Here is a 15,371-nt window from a genome sequence, read left to right on the forward strand (position 1 = left end):
CTGTCATGGGTGGCCGAAGGCCATCGCGAAGCGACGCGACCGAAGGGAGCGCCCTTGACAGGCCGGCTCGACGCGGAAGGACGATGAGACTGACGGGAAACCCCCAAACCAGCCATGAGACCGCCCAAGGGGACACCGCTTCCCCACCCCACCGGCCCGCAGGCAAGGGGGCCGGTGGGCAGGCGCCGCCCGGGCCCCGCCCCCCAAGGGGGAGATGGCGGGCCCGCGCCGCAAGCCGCGTACGCACAACGCGCGCGCCCGCCCGCGCCGCAGGCCCCGTACCCCCGCCCCGTCAGAACGCCGGGCGTTCCGGGTCCAGCGTGGCGCGGCCCTCCACCGGGGAGGATGCTTCGGCGAAGCGGCGTGGGGGGATGCGGCCCGCGCGGTGGGCCAGGCGGCCCGCCGTGACGGCGTCCCGCATGGCCGCGGCCATCAGGACGGGCGCCTGGGCCCGGGTCACCGCCGAGGCGAGCATCACCGCCGCGCAGCCCAGTTCCATCGCGAGGGCGGCGTCCGAGGCCGTCCCGGCCCCGGCGTCCAGGATCACCGGCACCCCGGCCCGCTCCGTGATCAGCTCGAAGTTGTGCGGGTTGCGGATGCCGAGCCCCGACCCGATGGGGGAGCCCAGCGGCATGATCGCCGCGCAGCCCACGTCCTCCAGCTTCCGCGCGAGCACCGGGTCGTCGTTCGTGTACGGGAGGACGGTGAAGCCCTCGTCGACCAGGGTCTCCGCCGCGTCCAGCAGCTCCACCCCGTCCGGCAGGAGCGTCCGCTCGTCGGCGACGACCTCCAGCTTGATCCAGTCGGTGCCGAGGGCCTCGCGCGCCAGCCGGGCCGTGAGCACGGCCTCGCCCGCCGTGAAGCAGCCCGCGGTGTTGGGGAGGACCGCGATGCCGAGCCGGTCCAGGACGGACAGGACCGAGCCCTGCACCGTCGGGTCCAGGCGCCGCATGGCCACCGTGGTCAGCTCGGTGCCGGAGGCGACGAGGGCGCGCTCCAGGACGTCCAGGCTCGGGGCGCCGCCCGTGCCCATGATCAGGCGGGAGGAGAAGGTCCGGCCGCCGAGGGTGAAGAGGTCGTCCGCCATGGTGGTCAGCCTCCCTGGACAGCGGTCAGGATTTCGATCCGGTCGCCCTCGTCCACCGGCGTGTGCGGCCACCGCCCGCGCGGGACGACCGTTTCGTTGAGCGCGGCGGCCACGCCGGAAGGGGCCGCGGTCAGGGTGGCCACCACGGCGTCGAGGGTGGTGCCGGCCGCGATCTCGCGCGGCTCGCCGTTCACGGAGATGGTCATGCGTAGGACTCCTGACGCGTGGTGGAGAAGCGGCGCGGGGTGAAGGGGCGGGCGACCTCCGGGACGGTGCCGGTGACCAGCAGTTCCGCCATCACGTCGCCGGTGAGGGGGGTCAGCAGCACCCCATTGCGGTAGTGCCCGGTGGCCAGGTGCAGCCCGGGCAGGTCGGTCGGGCCCAGCAGCGGCGCGTTGTCGGGGGAGCCGGGGCGCAGGCCCGCCCGGGTCTCGACGAGCGGGAGTTCGGTGATGCCGGGCACCAGCTCGTGGGCGTCGCGGAGCAGTTCGTACACGCCGCCCGCCGTCACCGTGGTGTCCCAGCCGAGTTCCTCGCTGGTGGCCCCGACGACGAGCTCGCCGTTCTCGCGGGGCACCAGGTAGACGTGGCTGCCGCGCACGACGGCCCGTACGGTCCGGGACAGGAACGGGGCGTACGCGGGCGGCACCGCCAGCCGCAGCACCTGACCCTTGACGGGCCGCACCGGCACCGCCACCTCCGGCGGCACCCCCGCCAGCCGCCCGCTGAGGGAGCCCGCCGCCAGGACGACCTGGCCGGCGCGCAGCTCCGTACCGTCCTCCAGTACGGCGCCCACCGCCCGGTCGGCCGTGGTCAGCAGCCGGTCGGCCCGCGCCCGGTGCACGGTGACCCCGGCCCGTTCGCAGGCGGCCAGCAGCGCCGCCGCGAGCCGCCGCGGATCCACCTGGTGGTCCCCGTCGACGCGCAGCCCCCCGCGCACCCCCGGGGCCAGCATCGGCTCCAGGCGGCGGCACTCGCGGCCGGTGAGCCACTGCGACTCCAGGCCGCAGCGGCGCTGGAGGGCGTGGAGCTCCCGCAGGTGGAGGCGGTCGTCGGCGTCGAGGGCGACGGCGAGGGTGCCGCAGGCCCGGTAGCCGATGTCCATGCCGCCGGAGGCTTCGGCCAGTTCGGCGGCGAACCGCGGGTAGCGGGCGGCGGAGGCCACGTTGAGGCCGAGCAGGGTCTCCTCGCCGTAGTGCAGTTCGGTGACGGCGGCGAGCATGCCGGCCGCGACGCGGGCGGCGCCGCCGCCGGGGTCGGGGTCGGCGAGGGCGGTGCGCAGTCCGCGCTGGGCCGCCCGCCAGGCGGTGACCAGGCCGATGATGCCGCCCCCGATGACGAGGGCGTCGGATCCGTTTCGACCGGATCCGTTCCGAGATGAGTGCATGGGCGTCCAGCCCCTCCCTTCGCCGGCATGACCCGGATCAGGTTCGTACGGTCGGAGGCCGGCCAGCCTCCCTCTCAGCCCGGTGCGCCCGGACTCCCGCGATAGGTACGGTGGCCAGACTAACCCCGGCGCGGGTGGCGGGTAAGGCTGCCTCCCCGCTGTCCCCGCCGCTTCCCCGCTGTCTTCCCGCCGTCTCTCCCCGCCCCCTGTTCCTGACGGGCCGTCAGTTCATTAGGCTGGGCCGGGTGAGCGAGCAGACGCAGCAGACGAAGCCCGGTGTCGTGATCGTCGGCGCCGGAATGGCCGGGGTGCAGACGGCGGTGGCCCTGCGGGAACAGGGTTTCAACGGCCCCGTCACCCTCCTCGGCGCCGAACCCCACCAGCCCTACGACCGGCCCCCGCTGTCCAAGGCGGTGCTGCTCGGCAAGGCCGAGGACTCCGCCTTCGACGTGGCCTTCGACGTCGACTTCGAGGAACTGCGCATCGACCTGCGCCTCGGCACCGAGGTCACCGGCGTACGGGCCGCCGCGCGCGAGCTCGACACCCCGGCCGGCCCCGTCCCGTACGAGGTCCTCGTGCTGGCCACCGGCGCCGAACCGCTGACCCTGCCCGGCGCCGAGGGCGTCCCGGGCGTGCACCTGCTGCGCACCCTCGACGACGCCACCCGGCTGCGCCCCGTCCTCGCCGCGGCCCCCGCCCTGGTGGTCGTCGGGGCGGGCTGGATCGGCGCCGAGTTCGCCACGGCGGCCCGCGAGGCCGGCTGCGCCGTCACGGTGGTCGAGGCGGCGGACCGGGTCCTGGCCGGGGCCCTGCCCGCGGAGGTGGCCGCCCCCATGGCCCGGTGGTACGCCGAGGCCGGAGCCACCCTGATCACCGGCGCCCGGGTGGCCGGGATCGAAGAGGGCCGGGTCGACCTCGCGGACGGCCGGGAACTGGCGGCGGGGGCCGTGGTCGTCGGCATCGGCGCCCGGCCCGCCACGGGCTGGCTCGACGGCACCGGGATCGAGCGCGGCCCCGACGGCTCGATCACCGCCGACGCGTACCTGCGCACCTCCCTGCCCGGGGTGTACGCGGTGGGCGACTGTTCCTCCTTCCCCTCGGCCCGCTACGGCGCCCGGCTGCTGGTCCATCACTGGGACAACGCCCTGCAGGGCCCCCGGGCGGTCGCGGCGAACATCGTCGCCGGGGAGCCCGTCCAGGCCTACGACCCCGTGCCCTACTTCTGGTCCGAGCAGTTCGGCCGCTTCGTCCAGTACGCGGGCCACCACGGCGGCGCCGACACCCTGCTGTGGCGCGGCGACCCGGACGACGCCGCCTGGTCGGTGTGCTGGCTGCGCGGCGGCGCGCTCGTCGCGGTCCTGGCCGTGGGCCGCCCGCGCGACCTGGCGCAGGGCCGCAGGCTGATCGAATCGGCCGTCCCCGTGGACCCGGCGAAGATCGCCGACCCCTCGGTCCCGCTGAAGTCGGCCACGGCCTGACCGGCCGCCGCCCGACCGCCGCCGCCTGCCCGGCCGCCGCCTGCCCGGCCCCGCCGGACGCCCTGCCGAGCCCGGTCCCGGCCTGCCCCGGCCCCCGTCCGGGGCAGCTCGGGTACCGGCTGTCGGTCCGAGATGGCAGGCTTGTGCCTGTGACCGAGATTGACGCAAAGATCGACGCCCTTGTCCCCGCCTGGCTGTACCTCCCCGACATCGCGGAGATGCTCGACATCGAAGTGACCAAGGTTCGCCAGCTGGTCAAGGAAGGTCAGCTGCTCGCCGTGCGCCGCGGCGAGAACCGCTCCCTCCAGGTCCCCGCCGCCTTCATCGACGGGGACAAGATCGTCAAGGGCCTGCCCGGCCTGCTGACCGTGCTCCGCGACGACCGCTTCACCGACGCGGAGATCCTGGAGTGGCTGTTCACCGCCGACGACACCCTGCCCGGCACCCCGGTGCAGGCGCTGAGTGAGAATCGCGGCACGGAGGTGAAGCGACGCGCCCAGGCGCTCGCCCTCTGACCGGCTGATCCACCGGCGTACGGGCCCCGCGCGGGCCCGTACGCCACCACCACGGGGGGTACACCCATGCAGCACCTGTCCGACGCCCGGCTCTACCTGTGCACGGACGCCCGCAAGCGGCAGGGCGACCTCCCCGAATTCCTCGACGCCGCCCTGGCCGGCGGCGTCGACATCGTCCAGCTCCGCGACAAGGGCATGGAAGCCGGCGAGGAACTCGAACACCTGCGGGTCTTCGCCGAGGCCGCCCGCCGCCACGGCAAGCTCCTCGCGGTCAACGACCGCGCCGACGTCGCGCACGCCATCGGCTCCGACGTCCTGCACCTCGGCCAGGGCGACATCCCCGTCCCCGCCGCCCGCGCCATCCTCGGCGAATCGGTCCTGATCGGCCGCTCCTGCCACGCCGAGTCCGAGGTCGACGCCGCCGTCGCCGAACCCGGCGTGGACTACTTCTGCACCGGCCCCTGCTGGCCCACCCCCACCAAGCCCGGCCGCCACGCCCCCGGCCTCGACCTCGTCCGCTACACCGCCTCCCTGCGACAGGACCGCCCCTGGTTCGCCATCGGCGGCATCGACGGCACGAATCTGGACGAGGTGCTGGACGCCGGAGCCACCCGCGTGGTCGTCGTACGGGCCATCACCGAGGCCTCCGATCCGCAGGCCGCGGCCCACGAACTCTCCAAGCGGATCCGCGCCCGCCTGGGGTAGTGTCCAAAAACGTGTCCAATGGATGGACGCCGCTTCGGAGTGCAGAGCCGCGCGTCTAACCTGCCGGTATGGCCCTTGGTACCGCTTCCACCTGGTCGGACCGTGCACACACGGTCCGCGACCTCCTCGCGTCCGGGCGCTCGTACTCCTTCGAGTTCTGGGCCCCCAAGACCGAGAAGGGCGAGCGCAACCTCTGGGACGCCCTGCGCCGGATCGAGGCCGTCTCCCCGAGCTTCGTCTCGGTCACCTACGGAGCCGGCGGCTCCACCCGCGGCGGCACCGTCCGCGCCACCCAGCAGATCGCCGCCGACACCACCCTGACCCCCGTCGCGCACCTCACCGCCGTGGACCACTCCGTCGCCGAGCTGCGCCACGTCATCGGCCAGTTCGCGGACGCCGGCATCCGCAACATGCTCGCGCTGCGCGGCGACCCGCCGGGCGACCCGATGGGTCCGTGGGTCAGGCACCCCGAGGGCGTGGACTACGCCGCCGATCTGGTGCGCCTGGTCAAGGAGTCCGGCGACTTCTGCGTGGGCGTCGCCGCCTTCCCCGAGATGCACCCCCGTTCGGAGGACTGGGACACGGACATCCGGCACTTCGTGGACAAGTGCCGCGCGGGCGCGGACTACGCCATCACCCAGATGTTCTTCGATCCCGAGAATTATCTGCGGCTGCGCGACAGCGCCTCCAAGGCGGGCTGCGAGACCCCGATCATCCCCGAGGTCATGCCTGTTGTGGGCATCAAGCAGCTCGACCGTTTGCCTCAACTCAGCACCGCGGTCTTCCCCGCGGACGTGAAAGAGCGCATGCTCGCCGTCAAGGACGATCCGGCCGCTGTACGCTCCATTGGCATCGAGTTCGCCACGGAGTTCTGCGCGAGGCTGCTGTCCGAGGGTGTCCCGGGTCTGCACTTCATCACGCTGAACAATTCCACGGCGTCCCTCGAGATCTACGAGAACCTGGGCCTGCACCAGCGGGCCTGATCGGCCGTCCCCCGTTCCCGCGCCGGCGGCCGTACCGAGAGGGGCCTTGCATGGGAATGACGGTCCTCTACATCGCGTTCGGCATCGTCGCGTTGTGGCTGCTTGCCGAGGTCCTGATGCAGTACAAGGCCCGGCTGCGCTGGCGCCTGCTCGCCTTCGCCGGGTTCGTCGGCGTCGTGGCGGGGGTGGTGCTGCCCTCCGTCCTCGTGATCGCCGCGGGCGCGACCGCCTTCGCCGTCGGCCAGACCCTGGTGACGCTCTCCTTCCGCAAGGGCTTCGTGGCCGGCTGGGCCCTGCGCCGCGGCGGCGAGCCCGTGCGGCAGGCACAGAGCCGGCGCCGCCGGGGCGGCAGTGCGCCGCGCCCGGAGCCCGCGCTGGAGGTCAGCGGGCTGGAGTACGACGCCCAGGGCCCGGACGACGGCCACCCGCGGGGCCACGACGCCGAGGACGACCAGGTGTTCACCCCGCAGCCGGTCCCCGAGGACACGGGCTCGTACGGGATACAGAGTTTCGCCCCCCGGCAGCCCGACGCCACCGCCGCCTTCGCCTCGCCGTTCACCACCGCCGAGCAGGACGCCCACCAGTACGCGGCCTCCTACGACCCCCAGCAGGGTCAGGGCGGTTACGACTACACCGGCTACCCGACGGGCGAACAGCAGGTCTACGCCGCGTACTCGGACCCGTACATCGGCACGGGCGGCGCGGTCGGCCCGCCCGCCCCCGACAACTACCCCGACTACACGGCCTACACGGCGTACCCGTCCTACGCCGACCCCGGGCAGCAGTACTCCACGGACACCCCGCCCGGCGGGGTCTGGGTGCCGCAGCAGCGCGGCACCGACAACCCGGCGGGGTACCCGGAGCAGGACCAGCAGCAGCCGCCGCAGGGGTACCCGTACCAGGGCAACGGCAACGGCGAGTACGAGCAGTACCGCTACTGACGCGCCGCTCCGGGGCTCACCCGCTCACTGCGAGCCCCGGAAACCGGCCCCCTCCACGATCAGCCCGGCCACCAGGGCCCCGGTCATCCCGGCGTGCGCGAGCCCGCCGCCGGGGTGCGCCCAGCCGCCCGCGAGGTACAGCCCGGGCAGGGCCGTCGCGTTGGCGGGGTACAGCAGCCGCCCGCCGTTCCCGGCGAGCGCGGGCGGGGGCACCGAACCGCCGAGCGCGCCCGTCGCCGCCTCCACGTCCGCCGGGGTGCGCACCTCCAGCCACAGGAGCCTCTCCCGCAGCCGCGGGACGGCCCGCGCGGCGAGGTCCAGCAGCTCCTCCGGGTCCGGCACCGGAGCCCCGCCCGCGGGGCCGCACACGGCGGTCACGGTGACCGCCTCGTGGTCCGCGTCGGGCCGGGTGGCCGGGTCGTCCGGGCGCAGGACGGTGACGTCCAGTCCGGGGGAGTGCACCAGGGTGCGGTGCACGGTGTCGGCCGGCCGGGCCCCGCGCAGGGCCAGCAGCAGGGTCAGCCGTCCGGGCACCCCGTCGCCGCGGGCCGGTGCCCCGCCGTGCGGCCAGGACACCGACTTGGCCGGGAGCCGCCTCGGGTCCATCCCGCAGACGACGGAGTCCGCCGCCGCCTCGGTGCCGTCGCCCAGCAGCACTCCGGCCGCCTTGCCGCCCCGCGCCAGGACCTCCCGTACGGGCGTGGCGAAGGCGAAGGTGACCTTCCGTTCCAGGCAGCGCTCGTACAGGGCGGTGGCCAGCTCCCGCATGCCGCCGCGGACGTACCAGCTGCCGAAGGTCTGTTCCATGTACGGCAGCGCCGCCGCCGAGGCGGGCGCGGCGTCCGGGTCGAGCCCGTACGCCCGTACCCGCCCGCACAGCAGCTCCCCGAGCCGGCCGCCGCCCAGCTCGCGCGCGGCGACCTCGGCCAGCGAGGGCGTGCGGCGGCGCAGCAGGCCGCTCCCGCGGACCGCCGGGTAGGGGTCGCGGCCCAGGACCTGCCAGTCGGGGCGCAGGGGCTCCTCCAGCAGGGGGCGGCGGGTGGCGTCCCAGGTGTCCCGGGCGCGCCCCAGGACGGCGTTCCAGCGCTCGCCCGCACCCTTGCCGAAGGCCTCGTCGAGGGCGGCCGCGACCCCGCCGCGCGAGGCGCCCGGCAGGGTGACGGAGGTGTCGCCGATGACGTGGCGCAGGGCCGGGTCCAGCTGGACCATGTCGACCAGGTCTTCCAGGGGGCGCTTGCCGGTCTTCACGAAGAGGTCGCGGTAGACGGCGGGCAGGTGCAGCAGCCCGGGGCCGGTGTCGAAGGCGAAGCCGTCGCGTGTGTGGCGGCCGACCGCTCCGCCGTAGGTGGTACCCCGCTCGTACACCGTCACCTGGTGTCCCGCGACCGCCAGCCGGGCCGCCGTCGCCATCGCGCCCATGCCGGCGCCGATCACCGCAATTCTCGCCATGCGGCTGAGCCTATCGAGCGAGGTCAGGGCCTCAGCCCGGTGGTGCCCCGGTGGCCTCGCGGACCTCGGCGGCCAGCCGTCGCTCCTCGCGGCGCTGGGCACGACGGCGCAGGAAGCGGCGGATCCGGCTCCACAGGTAGACGACTATGGCCAGGCCGGCGGCCAGCAGGACGGCCGCGATGATCGCGGCGGCCTGCGGGTTGAACATGGCGAAGGTGATGATGCCGGCCACGCCGAGGTCCTCGGCGGTGCTGACGGCGATGTTGCTGAAGGGCTCCGGCGAGGTGTTGATCGCCATCCGGGTGCCGGCCTTGACGAAATGGCTGGCCAGGGCGGTGGTACCGCCGACCGCGCCCGCCGCCAGGTCGGGGATCGAGCCGCTCTGCCCGGCCAGCAGGGCACCCACCACGCCGCCCGCGACCGGCCGGATCACGGTGTGGACGGAGTCCCAGAGGGAGTCCACGTACGGGATCTTGTCGGCCACCGCCTCGCAGAGGAAGAGCACGCCCGCGACGACGAGCACGTCGGTGCGCTGGAGCGAGGCCGGGACCTCGTCGGTCAGGCCGGTGGCGCCGAAGATGCCGAGCAGGAGGACCACGGCGTACGCGTTGATCCCGCTGGCCCAGCCGCTGGTGAAGACCAGGGGGAGCACACTCACCCGCACATCATGCCGCAGGAGGGATCGTCCGCCGGGTGTTAACGGTGACGGGACGCCAAACGGTGAGGGGACGGCCGCACGATGGCGGCCGTCCCCTCACCGACGGAGTGTGTACGGGGGGCTACTGCCCCTGTTCGTCACGGCGGCGCTGCCACCGTTCCTCGATGCGGGTCATCATCGACCGACGTTGCCGGTTCTGGCCGCCACGGGCCGAACCGCCTGCACTTCCGGAGACGGGCTGCTCGCCGGGCTTGGGTGCCTTGCGCCAACCGGTGACGACGAGGACCGTACAGGCCAGCATGACGAGGAATCCCACCACGCTGATCCAGAGCACTTCCTGCCAGATCACACCGGTCATGAGGAGCGCGATACCCACCACAATGCCTGCGACTGCCTGGTAGACCCGTCGCCGGGTGTACGTGCGCAGTCCACTGCCCTCAAGCGCTGTCGCGAACTTGGGGTCTTCGGCGTACAGCGCTCGCTCCATCTGCTCGAGCATTCGCTGCTCGTGCTCCGAGAGCGGCACGGGAGTCCTCCTCATCCGTCGGTCGCGGGGGGTAGCGACCAGGGGTCCCCTTCAGGATAGGCGGGGAATCGCCCCCGTGATACCCGCCCTCTACGCCACATTCTGCGATCCGCTGAGCCAAGCCGAACCAAGAAACCATGGAGCATTACGTGAAACGTACCGTCGCCAGCGCGGTCACTGAGGCGCTTATTCCCCAATGAGCTCTCCGGCATGCCGACCGGTGTCTTCGATCATACGTGGCGGAGCGCCGGTTCGGAGGGGGTCCGGCCGAGCCCGTTCGGACAAGGGCGCAGATCAGGCGGGCTTCTCGCCCAGGACGTGCAGCTGCGTGGCGACCGCGTGGAAGGCGGGCAGCTCGGCGGCGGCCTCCTCCAGACGCAGCAGCGCCTCCACCGCTCCCGGCTCGGTGTCGACCAGGACGCCGGGCACCAGGTCGGCGAAGATCCGTACGCCGTGGACCGCGCCGACCTCCAGGCCGGCCCCGCCGACCAGCTCGCTCAGCTGCTCGGCGGTGAAGCGGCGCGGCACCGGGTCGCCGGAGCCCCAGCGCCCGGCCGGGTCGGTGAGCGCGGTGCGGGCCTCGGTGAAGTGGCCGGCCAGGGCCCGGGCGAGGACCGCCCCGCCGAGCCCGGCGCCGAGGAGGCTGAGGACGCCGCCGGGCCGCAGGGCGGCGACCGCGTTGGCCACGCCCTCGGCCGGGTCGTCCACGTACTCCAGCACGCCGTGGCAGAGCACCACGTCGTACGCGTCCCGCTCGACCACGTCCAGCAGGCCCTGGGCGTCGCCCTGGACCCCGCGCACCAGGTCGGCCACGCCGGCCTCGGAGACCCGGCGCTCCAGCCCGAACAGCGCGTTCGGGCTGGGGTCGACCACGGTCACCCGGTGGCCGAGGCGGGCCACCGGCACGGCGAACTTGCCGGTGCCGCCGCCGGTGTCGAGCACGTCCAGGACGTCCCGCCCGGTCGCCTTCGCCCGGCGGTCGAGTGCCTCCCTGAGGACCTCCCACACCACGGCGGTGCGGAGGGAGGCACGGGGGCGGGAAGTGTCCGACACGGCTGATGACTCCTCGGCGCGTAAGGGTGGGGGAGCGGTGCGTGCCCCACCCTATTGCCTCGGCCGACCGGGCAGGTCATCCCGCGTGGGGACGCTCCGGCCGCGGCTGCGGGAGGGGCTGCGCCAGGGGCTGGAGCGCGAGCATCCGCTCCACCAGGCGCAGGAACATCCCCACCTCCCGTACGAGGTCGTCCGCGTCCCGGCAGCTCGCCGCGTCCGGTATCCCCGCCTCGGCCCGGGCCCGGCGGGCCGCGCCCGAGGCGAACAGCGCGCTCCACTCGGTCAGTTCCGGAGCCATCTCCGGCAGGACCTCCCACGCACTGCGTATCCGGGGCCGCCGCCTGGGGTGCGCCGGCTCCGGCCGGGCGCGGGCCGCGAGCACGGCCGCGGCGGCGCGCAGGGCGGCCAGGTGTGCCGTGGCGTACCGCTCGTTGGGCCGGGGCAGCGCGGCCGCCTCGGCCAGGCCGCTGCGGGCCTTGGCGAGCAGGTCCAGGGCGGCCGGGGGAGCGGCCGCCCTGCGCGGGACGGGGTGGACAGGGGACGGGGACGGTGTGGCCATGACGAACCTCCTGTCGTTGCGTGGTGCTCGGCGGTGGTGCGGGTGAGCGCGTTCGTGGATCCATCGTGACGGCCCCCACTGACAATCGCGCTGACCTGCGATTTCGCCCCCAATGCCCCCCTCGGGTGCGGATTTTGGTCCCGAACCTGCTAGTTTTTGAACTGACTGGTCAGTTCAAAAGAGGTTCAAATGAAGGGGGACGGCGTGGACAGCCCGCACGGCGCGGCCGTCAAGGCCGAGGGCTTCGGACTCAAGGGCCCGCGCGGCTGGGCCTTCCGGGGCGTGGCCATCGACGCGGCGCCCGGATCGCTCATCGCGCTCGAAGGCCCCTCCGGCAGCGGCCGGACCTGTCTGCTCCTCGCCCTCACCGGGCGGATGAAGGCCACCGAGGGCCACGCCGAGATCGGCCGCCACCGGCTGCCGAAGAAGATGGCCGCGGTCCGCCGGATCACCGCCCTCGGCCCGGTCCCCGGGGTCAACGACCTCGACCAGGCCCTCACCGTCGCCGAGCAGTTGCGCGAGGGAGTCCTGCTCCAGCGCCGCTACGACGGCCCCGTGCGCGCCCTGCTGCGCCCGCGCGGCGAGCGCCGCACCTCCGCCTCGGCCCGCGTCGAGGCCGCCCTGGCCGCCGTCGGACTGGACCCGGCCACCCTGCCCAAGGGGCCGCGGACCTCCGTGCGCGACCTGGAGCGGCTGGAGAGCGTACGGCTCTCCCTCGCCCTGGCCCTGCTCGGCAGCCCCCGGCTGGTGGCCCTGGACGACGTCGACCTCAAGCTCTCGGACGCCGAACGCGCCGAGGCCTGGGCGCTGCTGCGCTCGATCGCCGACCGGGGGATCACCGTCCTCGCGGTGTGCAGCGAGGCCCCGGAGGGCGTGACGGTGCTCCGCACGGGCAAGGACGACGCCGGCAAGGACGACGCCGGCAAGGACGACGCCGGCAACGGCGACGCGGACCGCGCAGGCGAAGCCCCCACCGGCACCACCCGCACCACCCGCACCACCAACGACGACAACGAAGACCCGAAGGGGGCGGACGATGCGCTCGCCGAAACTGGCCGCGCTTGAGCTGAAGCGGTTCGGGCGGGGGAAGCTCCCCCGGGCCGCCCTCGTCGCGCTGCTCCTCCTGCCACTGCTCTACGGAGCCCTGTACCTCTGGTCGTTCTGGGACCCGTACAGCCGCCTCGACAAGGTGCCCGTCGCGCTCGTCAACGCCGACAGCGGCACCTCCGTGGACGGCAAGCGCCTCGACGCCGGCGGCGAGATCACCAAGAAGCTGCACGCCAGCAAGACCTTCGACTGGCACGAGGTCAGCGCCGCCGACGCGGCCAAGGGCCTGGAGGACGGGAAGTACTACCTCTCCCTCACCATGCCCGCCGACTTCAGCGCGAAGATCGCCTCCAGCGGCGGCGCCGACCCGGCCACCAGCGCCCTCCAGGTCCGCACGAACGACGCCAACAACTACATCGTCGGCTCGATCTCGCGCACCGTATTCGCCGAGGTGCGCTCGGCGGCGTCCGCCAACGCCTCCCGCGGCTTCCTCGACAAGATCTTCGTCTCCTTCTCCGACCTGCACGACAAGACCGCCGAGGCCGCCGACGGCGCCGACAAGCTCAAGGACGGCGCGGGCAAGGCCCAGCAGGGCGCGAAGGACCTCGCCGACGGCCTGGACACGGCCAAGGAGAAGAACGGTGAGCTCACCGCCGGGCTGAAGAAGCTCGACTCGGCCGCGGGCCAGCTGGAGACCGGTACCAAGGACATCGCCGCCGGCACCCAGACCCTCGCCGACAAGGTCAACGGCGCTGCCGACAAGGCCCGTCCCTTCGTCGCGGACCCCAAGAACCTCGCCGACACCGCCAAGCTGGTCGCCGACACCGCGCAGGTGACGAACAAGCACCTCGACAAGTTCGCCGAGAAGGCCCCGGCGGCCGCCTCGATCACCAAGCTGGTCGCCTCCCTCGCCGAAGGCAACTACACCCAGTACTGCACCGTCCCCAACCCCCAGCTGCCCGCGGGCTTCTGCGAGCGGCAGAAGAAGATCAAGGACGACGCGGCCCAGGCCGCCCTGCTCACCGGCGACGTCAACACCCTCGTGGGCAACAGCAACGGCGACATCACCAAGCTCCGCACCCAGCTGAGCGACCTGGAGACCAAGGCCCGCGAGCTCGTCGTCAAGGCCCCCGGCCTCTCCTCGGACCTCGACGCGGCCGTAGCCAAGGTCAACGCCCTCAACACCGGCGCCCACAAGGTCGCCGACGGCATGGTCCAGCTGCACTCCGGCATCGGCACCGCCGCGGGCGGCTCCGGAGCCCTCGGCGAGGGCGTCGGCAAGCTCGGCGACGGCGCGCACAGCCTCGACGGCGGCATGTTCAAGCTGGTCGACGGCACCGGCGAACTCGCGGGCGGCCTCCACGACGGCGTCGGCAAGATCCCCGACTACGACCAGCAGCAGCGCGACGCCCGCACCCAGGTCATGGCCGACCCGGTGAAGCTCGCCAACCAGTCCCTGCACAAGGCGCCCAACTACGGCACCGGCTTCGCCCCGTACTTCATCCCGCTCTCCCTCTGGGTCGGCGCGATGGTCGCGTACATGCTGATCGCCCCGATGAACAGGCGAGCCCTGGCCGCGGGCGCCTCGCCCTGGCGGATCGCGCTGGCCGGCTGGCTGCCGGTGGCCGGGCTCGGCGCCGCGCAGGTGGGCGCGCTGATGTCCGTACTCCACTGGGGCCTGGGCCTGGAGATGGCCCGGCCCGCGCTCACCATCGGCTTCCTGTTCCTGGTCACCGGCTGCTTCGCGGCCATGGTCCAGTGGCTCAACGCCAAGTTCGGCGCGGCCGGCCGGATCCTGGTGCTGGCCGTCCTGATGCTCCAGCTGACCTCGGCCGGCGGCACCTACCCCGTGCAGACCAGCCCGGGCTTCTTCAACGCCATCCACCCGTACCTGCCGATGTCGTACATCGTCGAGAGCCTGCGCCGCCTCATCACCGGCGGCGACCTCACCCCGGTGTGGCAGGGCTGCGGGGTCCTGGTGGCCTTCACGGTGGGCGCCCTGGCCCTCACCGCGCTCGCCGCGCGCGGCAAGCAGGTGTGGACGATGGACCGGCTGCACCCCGAACTGAGCCTGTGAGGGGTTGTTGACCTGTGAGAATCAGCGCCATGGAAAGCAGCAGCACCGGTACGGGCACCGGCGGCGCACGCCGCCAGGCCACCCGGCAGAAGCTCTACGAAGCCGCCGTCACCCTCATCGCCGAGCAGGGCTTCTCAGCGACCACGGTCGATGAGATCGCCGAGCGGGCGGGCGTCGCCAAGGGCACCGTCTACTACAACTTCGCCAGCAAGACCGATCTCTTCGAGGAGCTGCTGCGGCACGGGGTCGGTCTGCTGACCGCCTCGCTGCGGGCGGCGGCGCAGGAGACCGAGGAGCGCGGCGGAACCCGGGTCGAGGCGCTCGACGCCATGATCCGGGCGGGACTGGTCTTCATCGACCGCTACCCGGCCTTCACCCAGCTCTACGTCGCCGAGCTGTGGCGCACCAACCGGGCCTGGCAGTCCACCCTGATGGTGGTCCGGCAGGAGGCGGTGGCGGTGGTCGAGACGGTGCTGCGGGAGGGCGTCGAGCGAGGGGAGCTCAGCGCCGAGATCGACGTGCCGCTGACGGCGGCCGCGATGGTCGGGATGGTGTTGGTGGCGGCGCTGGACTGGCAGGCGTTCCAGAGCGAGCGGTCGCTGGACGACGTGCACTCCGCGTTGTCGCTGCTGCTGCGGGGACGGGTCAGCGGGAGCCGTTGACCCCCCGGTCGGCGGTGCCCTCCGGGGGTGGGGGCGGCGTAGAACTGAGTATCCGTACCTAGGCGCACAGATGAGTACGCGTACGGATGGCTCCCGCCCGCGCGAACAGCAGACTGGGAGCATCGGGCTGGGCACACGGCCCGCACCGCGGTCACGGGGCCGCGGAGCGGACCGGGCCCGGGGGGACCCGGAATCGCGAAACGCCGGTGTGGTCGGGCTCGGGGGGAACGCGCCCAACCACACC

General features: G+C 73.5%; 16 protein-coding genes and 1 riboswitch. Of the genes, 8 read left to right on the forward strand and 8 right to left on the reverse strand.

The window, feature by feature from the left end; genetic code table 11:
* Positions 1–292 precede the first annotated feature (292 nt).
* From ACFV0Q_RS25160 to thiO, 3 genes are all read right to left on the reverse strand, one after another.
* A complete protein-coding gene (locus ACFV0Q_RS25160) occupies positions 293–1,087 on the reverse strand; it encodes a thiazole synthase (protein WP_385008621.1) in 795 nt (264 codons plus the stop codon).
* A 5-nt stretch (positions 1,088–1,092) separates the two neighbouring features.
* Positions 1,093–1,293 (reverse strand): sulfur carrier protein ThiS, encoded by a 201-nt coding sequence (gene thiS / locus ACFV0Q_RS25165; protein WP_385008622.1) that lies wholly within the window; start codon positions 1,291–1,293, stop codon positions 1,093–1,095.
* Positions 1,290–2,474: a glycine oxidase ThiO gene (gene thiO / locus ACFV0Q_RS25170; protein WP_385008623.1), complete on the reverse strand. Its 1,185-nt coding sequence runs from the start codon at positions 2,472–2,474 to the stop codon at positions 1,290–1,292. The genes thiS and thiO overlap by 4 nt, the downstream gene beginning before the upstream one ends.
* Positions 2,472–2,584: riboswitch (TPP riboswitch) on the reverse strand. It overlaps the preceding gene by 3 nt.
* 135 nt (positions 2,585–2,719) lie before the next feature.
* Between thiO and ACFV0Q_RS25175 the strand changes: the two genes are divergently transcribed.
* The 5 genes from ACFV0Q_RS25175 to ACFV0Q_RS25195 all read left to right on the forward strand — a co-directional run bounded on the left by ACFV0Q_RS25175 (position 2,720) and on the right by ACFV0Q_RS25195 (position 7,096).
* The gene (locus tag ACFV0Q_RS25175; protein ID WP_385008624.1) at positions 2,720–3,952 is read left to right on the forward strand and encodes an NAD(P)/FAD-dependent oxidoreductase; all 1,233 of its coding nucleotides are present in this window, start codon (positions 2,720–2,722) and stop codon (positions 3,950–3,952) included.
* Positions 3,953–4,101: 149 nt separating this feature from the next.
* Positions 4,102–4,467 (forward strand): Rv2175c family DNA-binding protein, encoded by a 366-nt coding sequence (locus ACFV0Q_RS25180; protein WP_385008625.1) that lies wholly within the window; start codon positions 4,102–4,104, stop codon positions 4,465–4,467.
* 66 nt (positions 4,468–4,533) lie between these two features.
* On the forward strand, positions 4,534–5,172 hold the full coding sequence (gene thiE, locus ACFV0Q_RS25185) for a thiamine phosphate synthase (protein WP_385008626.1): 639 nt from the start codon (positions 4,534–4,536) through the stop codon (positions 5,170–5,172).
* Between the two features lie 68 nt (positions 5,173–5,240).
* Positions 5,241–6,155: a methylenetetrahydrofolate reductase [NAD(P)H] gene (metF, locus tag ACFV0Q_RS25190; RefSeq protein WP_385008627.1), complete on the forward strand. Its 915-nt coding sequence runs from the start codon at positions 5,241–5,243 to the stop codon at positions 6,153–6,155.
* 50 nt (positions 6,156–6,205) lie between these two features.
* The gene (locus ACFV0Q_RS25195; RefSeq protein ID WP_385008628.1) at positions 6,206–7,096 is read left to right on the forward strand and encodes a hypothetical protein; all 891 of its coding nucleotides are present in this window, start codon (positions 6,206–6,208) and stop codon (positions 7,094–7,096) included.
* A gap of 24 nt (positions 7,097–7,120) precedes the next feature.
* On the opposite strand, the gene ACFV0Q_RS25200 is transcribed toward ACFV0Q_RS25195, so the two are convergent.
* The 5 genes from ACFV0Q_RS25200 to ACFV0Q_RS25220 all read right to left on the reverse strand — a co-directional run bounded on the left by ACFV0Q_RS25200 (position 7,121) and on the right by ACFV0Q_RS25220 (position 11,341).
* Positions 7,121–8,545, reverse strand: a complete 1,425-nt coding sequence (locus ACFV0Q_RS25200) for a phytoene desaturase family protein (protein WP_385008629.1) — start codon at positions 8,543–8,545, stop codon at positions 7,121–7,123.
* A gap of 31 nt (positions 8,546–8,576) precedes the next feature.
* A complete protein-coding gene (locus ACFV0Q_RS25205) occupies positions 8,577–9,203 on the reverse strand; it encodes a DUF4126 domain-containing protein (protein ID WP_385008630.1) in 627 nt (208 codons plus the stop codon).
* A 121-nt stretch (positions 9,204–9,324) separates the two neighbouring features.
* A complete protein-coding gene (locus ACFV0Q_RS25210) occupies positions 9,325–9,729 on the reverse strand; it encodes a DUF3040 domain-containing protein (RefSeq protein ID WP_266577690.1) in 405 nt (134 codons plus the stop codon).
* A 294-nt stretch (positions 9,730–10,023) separates the two neighbouring features.
* Positions 10,024–10,782 (reverse strand): class I SAM-dependent methyltransferase, encoded by a 759-nt coding sequence (locus ACFV0Q_RS25215; RefSeq protein WP_385008631.1) that lies wholly within the window; start codon positions 10,780–10,782, stop codon positions 10,024–10,026.
* 76 nt (positions 10,783–10,858) lie between these two features.
* Positions 10,859–11,341, reverse strand: a complete 483-nt coding sequence (locus tag ACFV0Q_RS25220; RefSeq protein ID WP_385008632.1) for an SAV_6107 family HEPN domain-containing protein — start codon at positions 11,339–11,341, stop codon at positions 10,859–10,861.
* Between the two features lie 204 nt (positions 11,342–11,545).
* Between ACFV0Q_RS25220 and ACFV0Q_RS25225 the strand changes: the two genes are divergently transcribed.
* The 3 genes from ACFV0Q_RS25225 to ACFV0Q_RS25235 are packed head-to-tail and all read left to right on the forward strand — an operon-like array spanning position 11,546 to position 15,127.
* Positions 11,546–12,406, forward strand: coding sequence for an ATP-binding cassette domain-containing protein (locus tag ACFV0Q_RS25225; protein ID WP_385008633.1), 861 nt, complete (start codon positions 11,546–11,548; stop codon positions 12,404–12,406).
* Positions 12,378–14,465 (forward strand): YhgE/Pip family protein, encoded by a 2,088-nt coding sequence (locus ACFV0Q_RS25230; protein ID WP_385008634.1) that lies wholly within the window; start codon positions 12,378–12,380, stop codon positions 14,463–14,465. Before ACFV0Q_RS25225 ends, ACFV0Q_RS25230 begins: the two co-directional genes overlap by 29 nt.
* Positions 14,466–14,494: 29 nt before the next feature.
* Entirely contained in the window at positions 14,495–15,127 is a 633-nt protein-coding gene (locus tag ACFV0Q_RS25235; protein ID WP_385008635.1) for a TetR/AcrR family transcriptional regulator, read from the forward strand.
* Positions 15,128–15,371: the final 244 nt, after the last annotated feature.

Source organism: Streptomyces sp. NPDC059564, from assembly GCF_042735575.1.
Classification (GTDB): Bacteria; Actinomycetota; Actinomycetes; order Streptomycetales; family Streptomycetaceae; genus Streptomyces.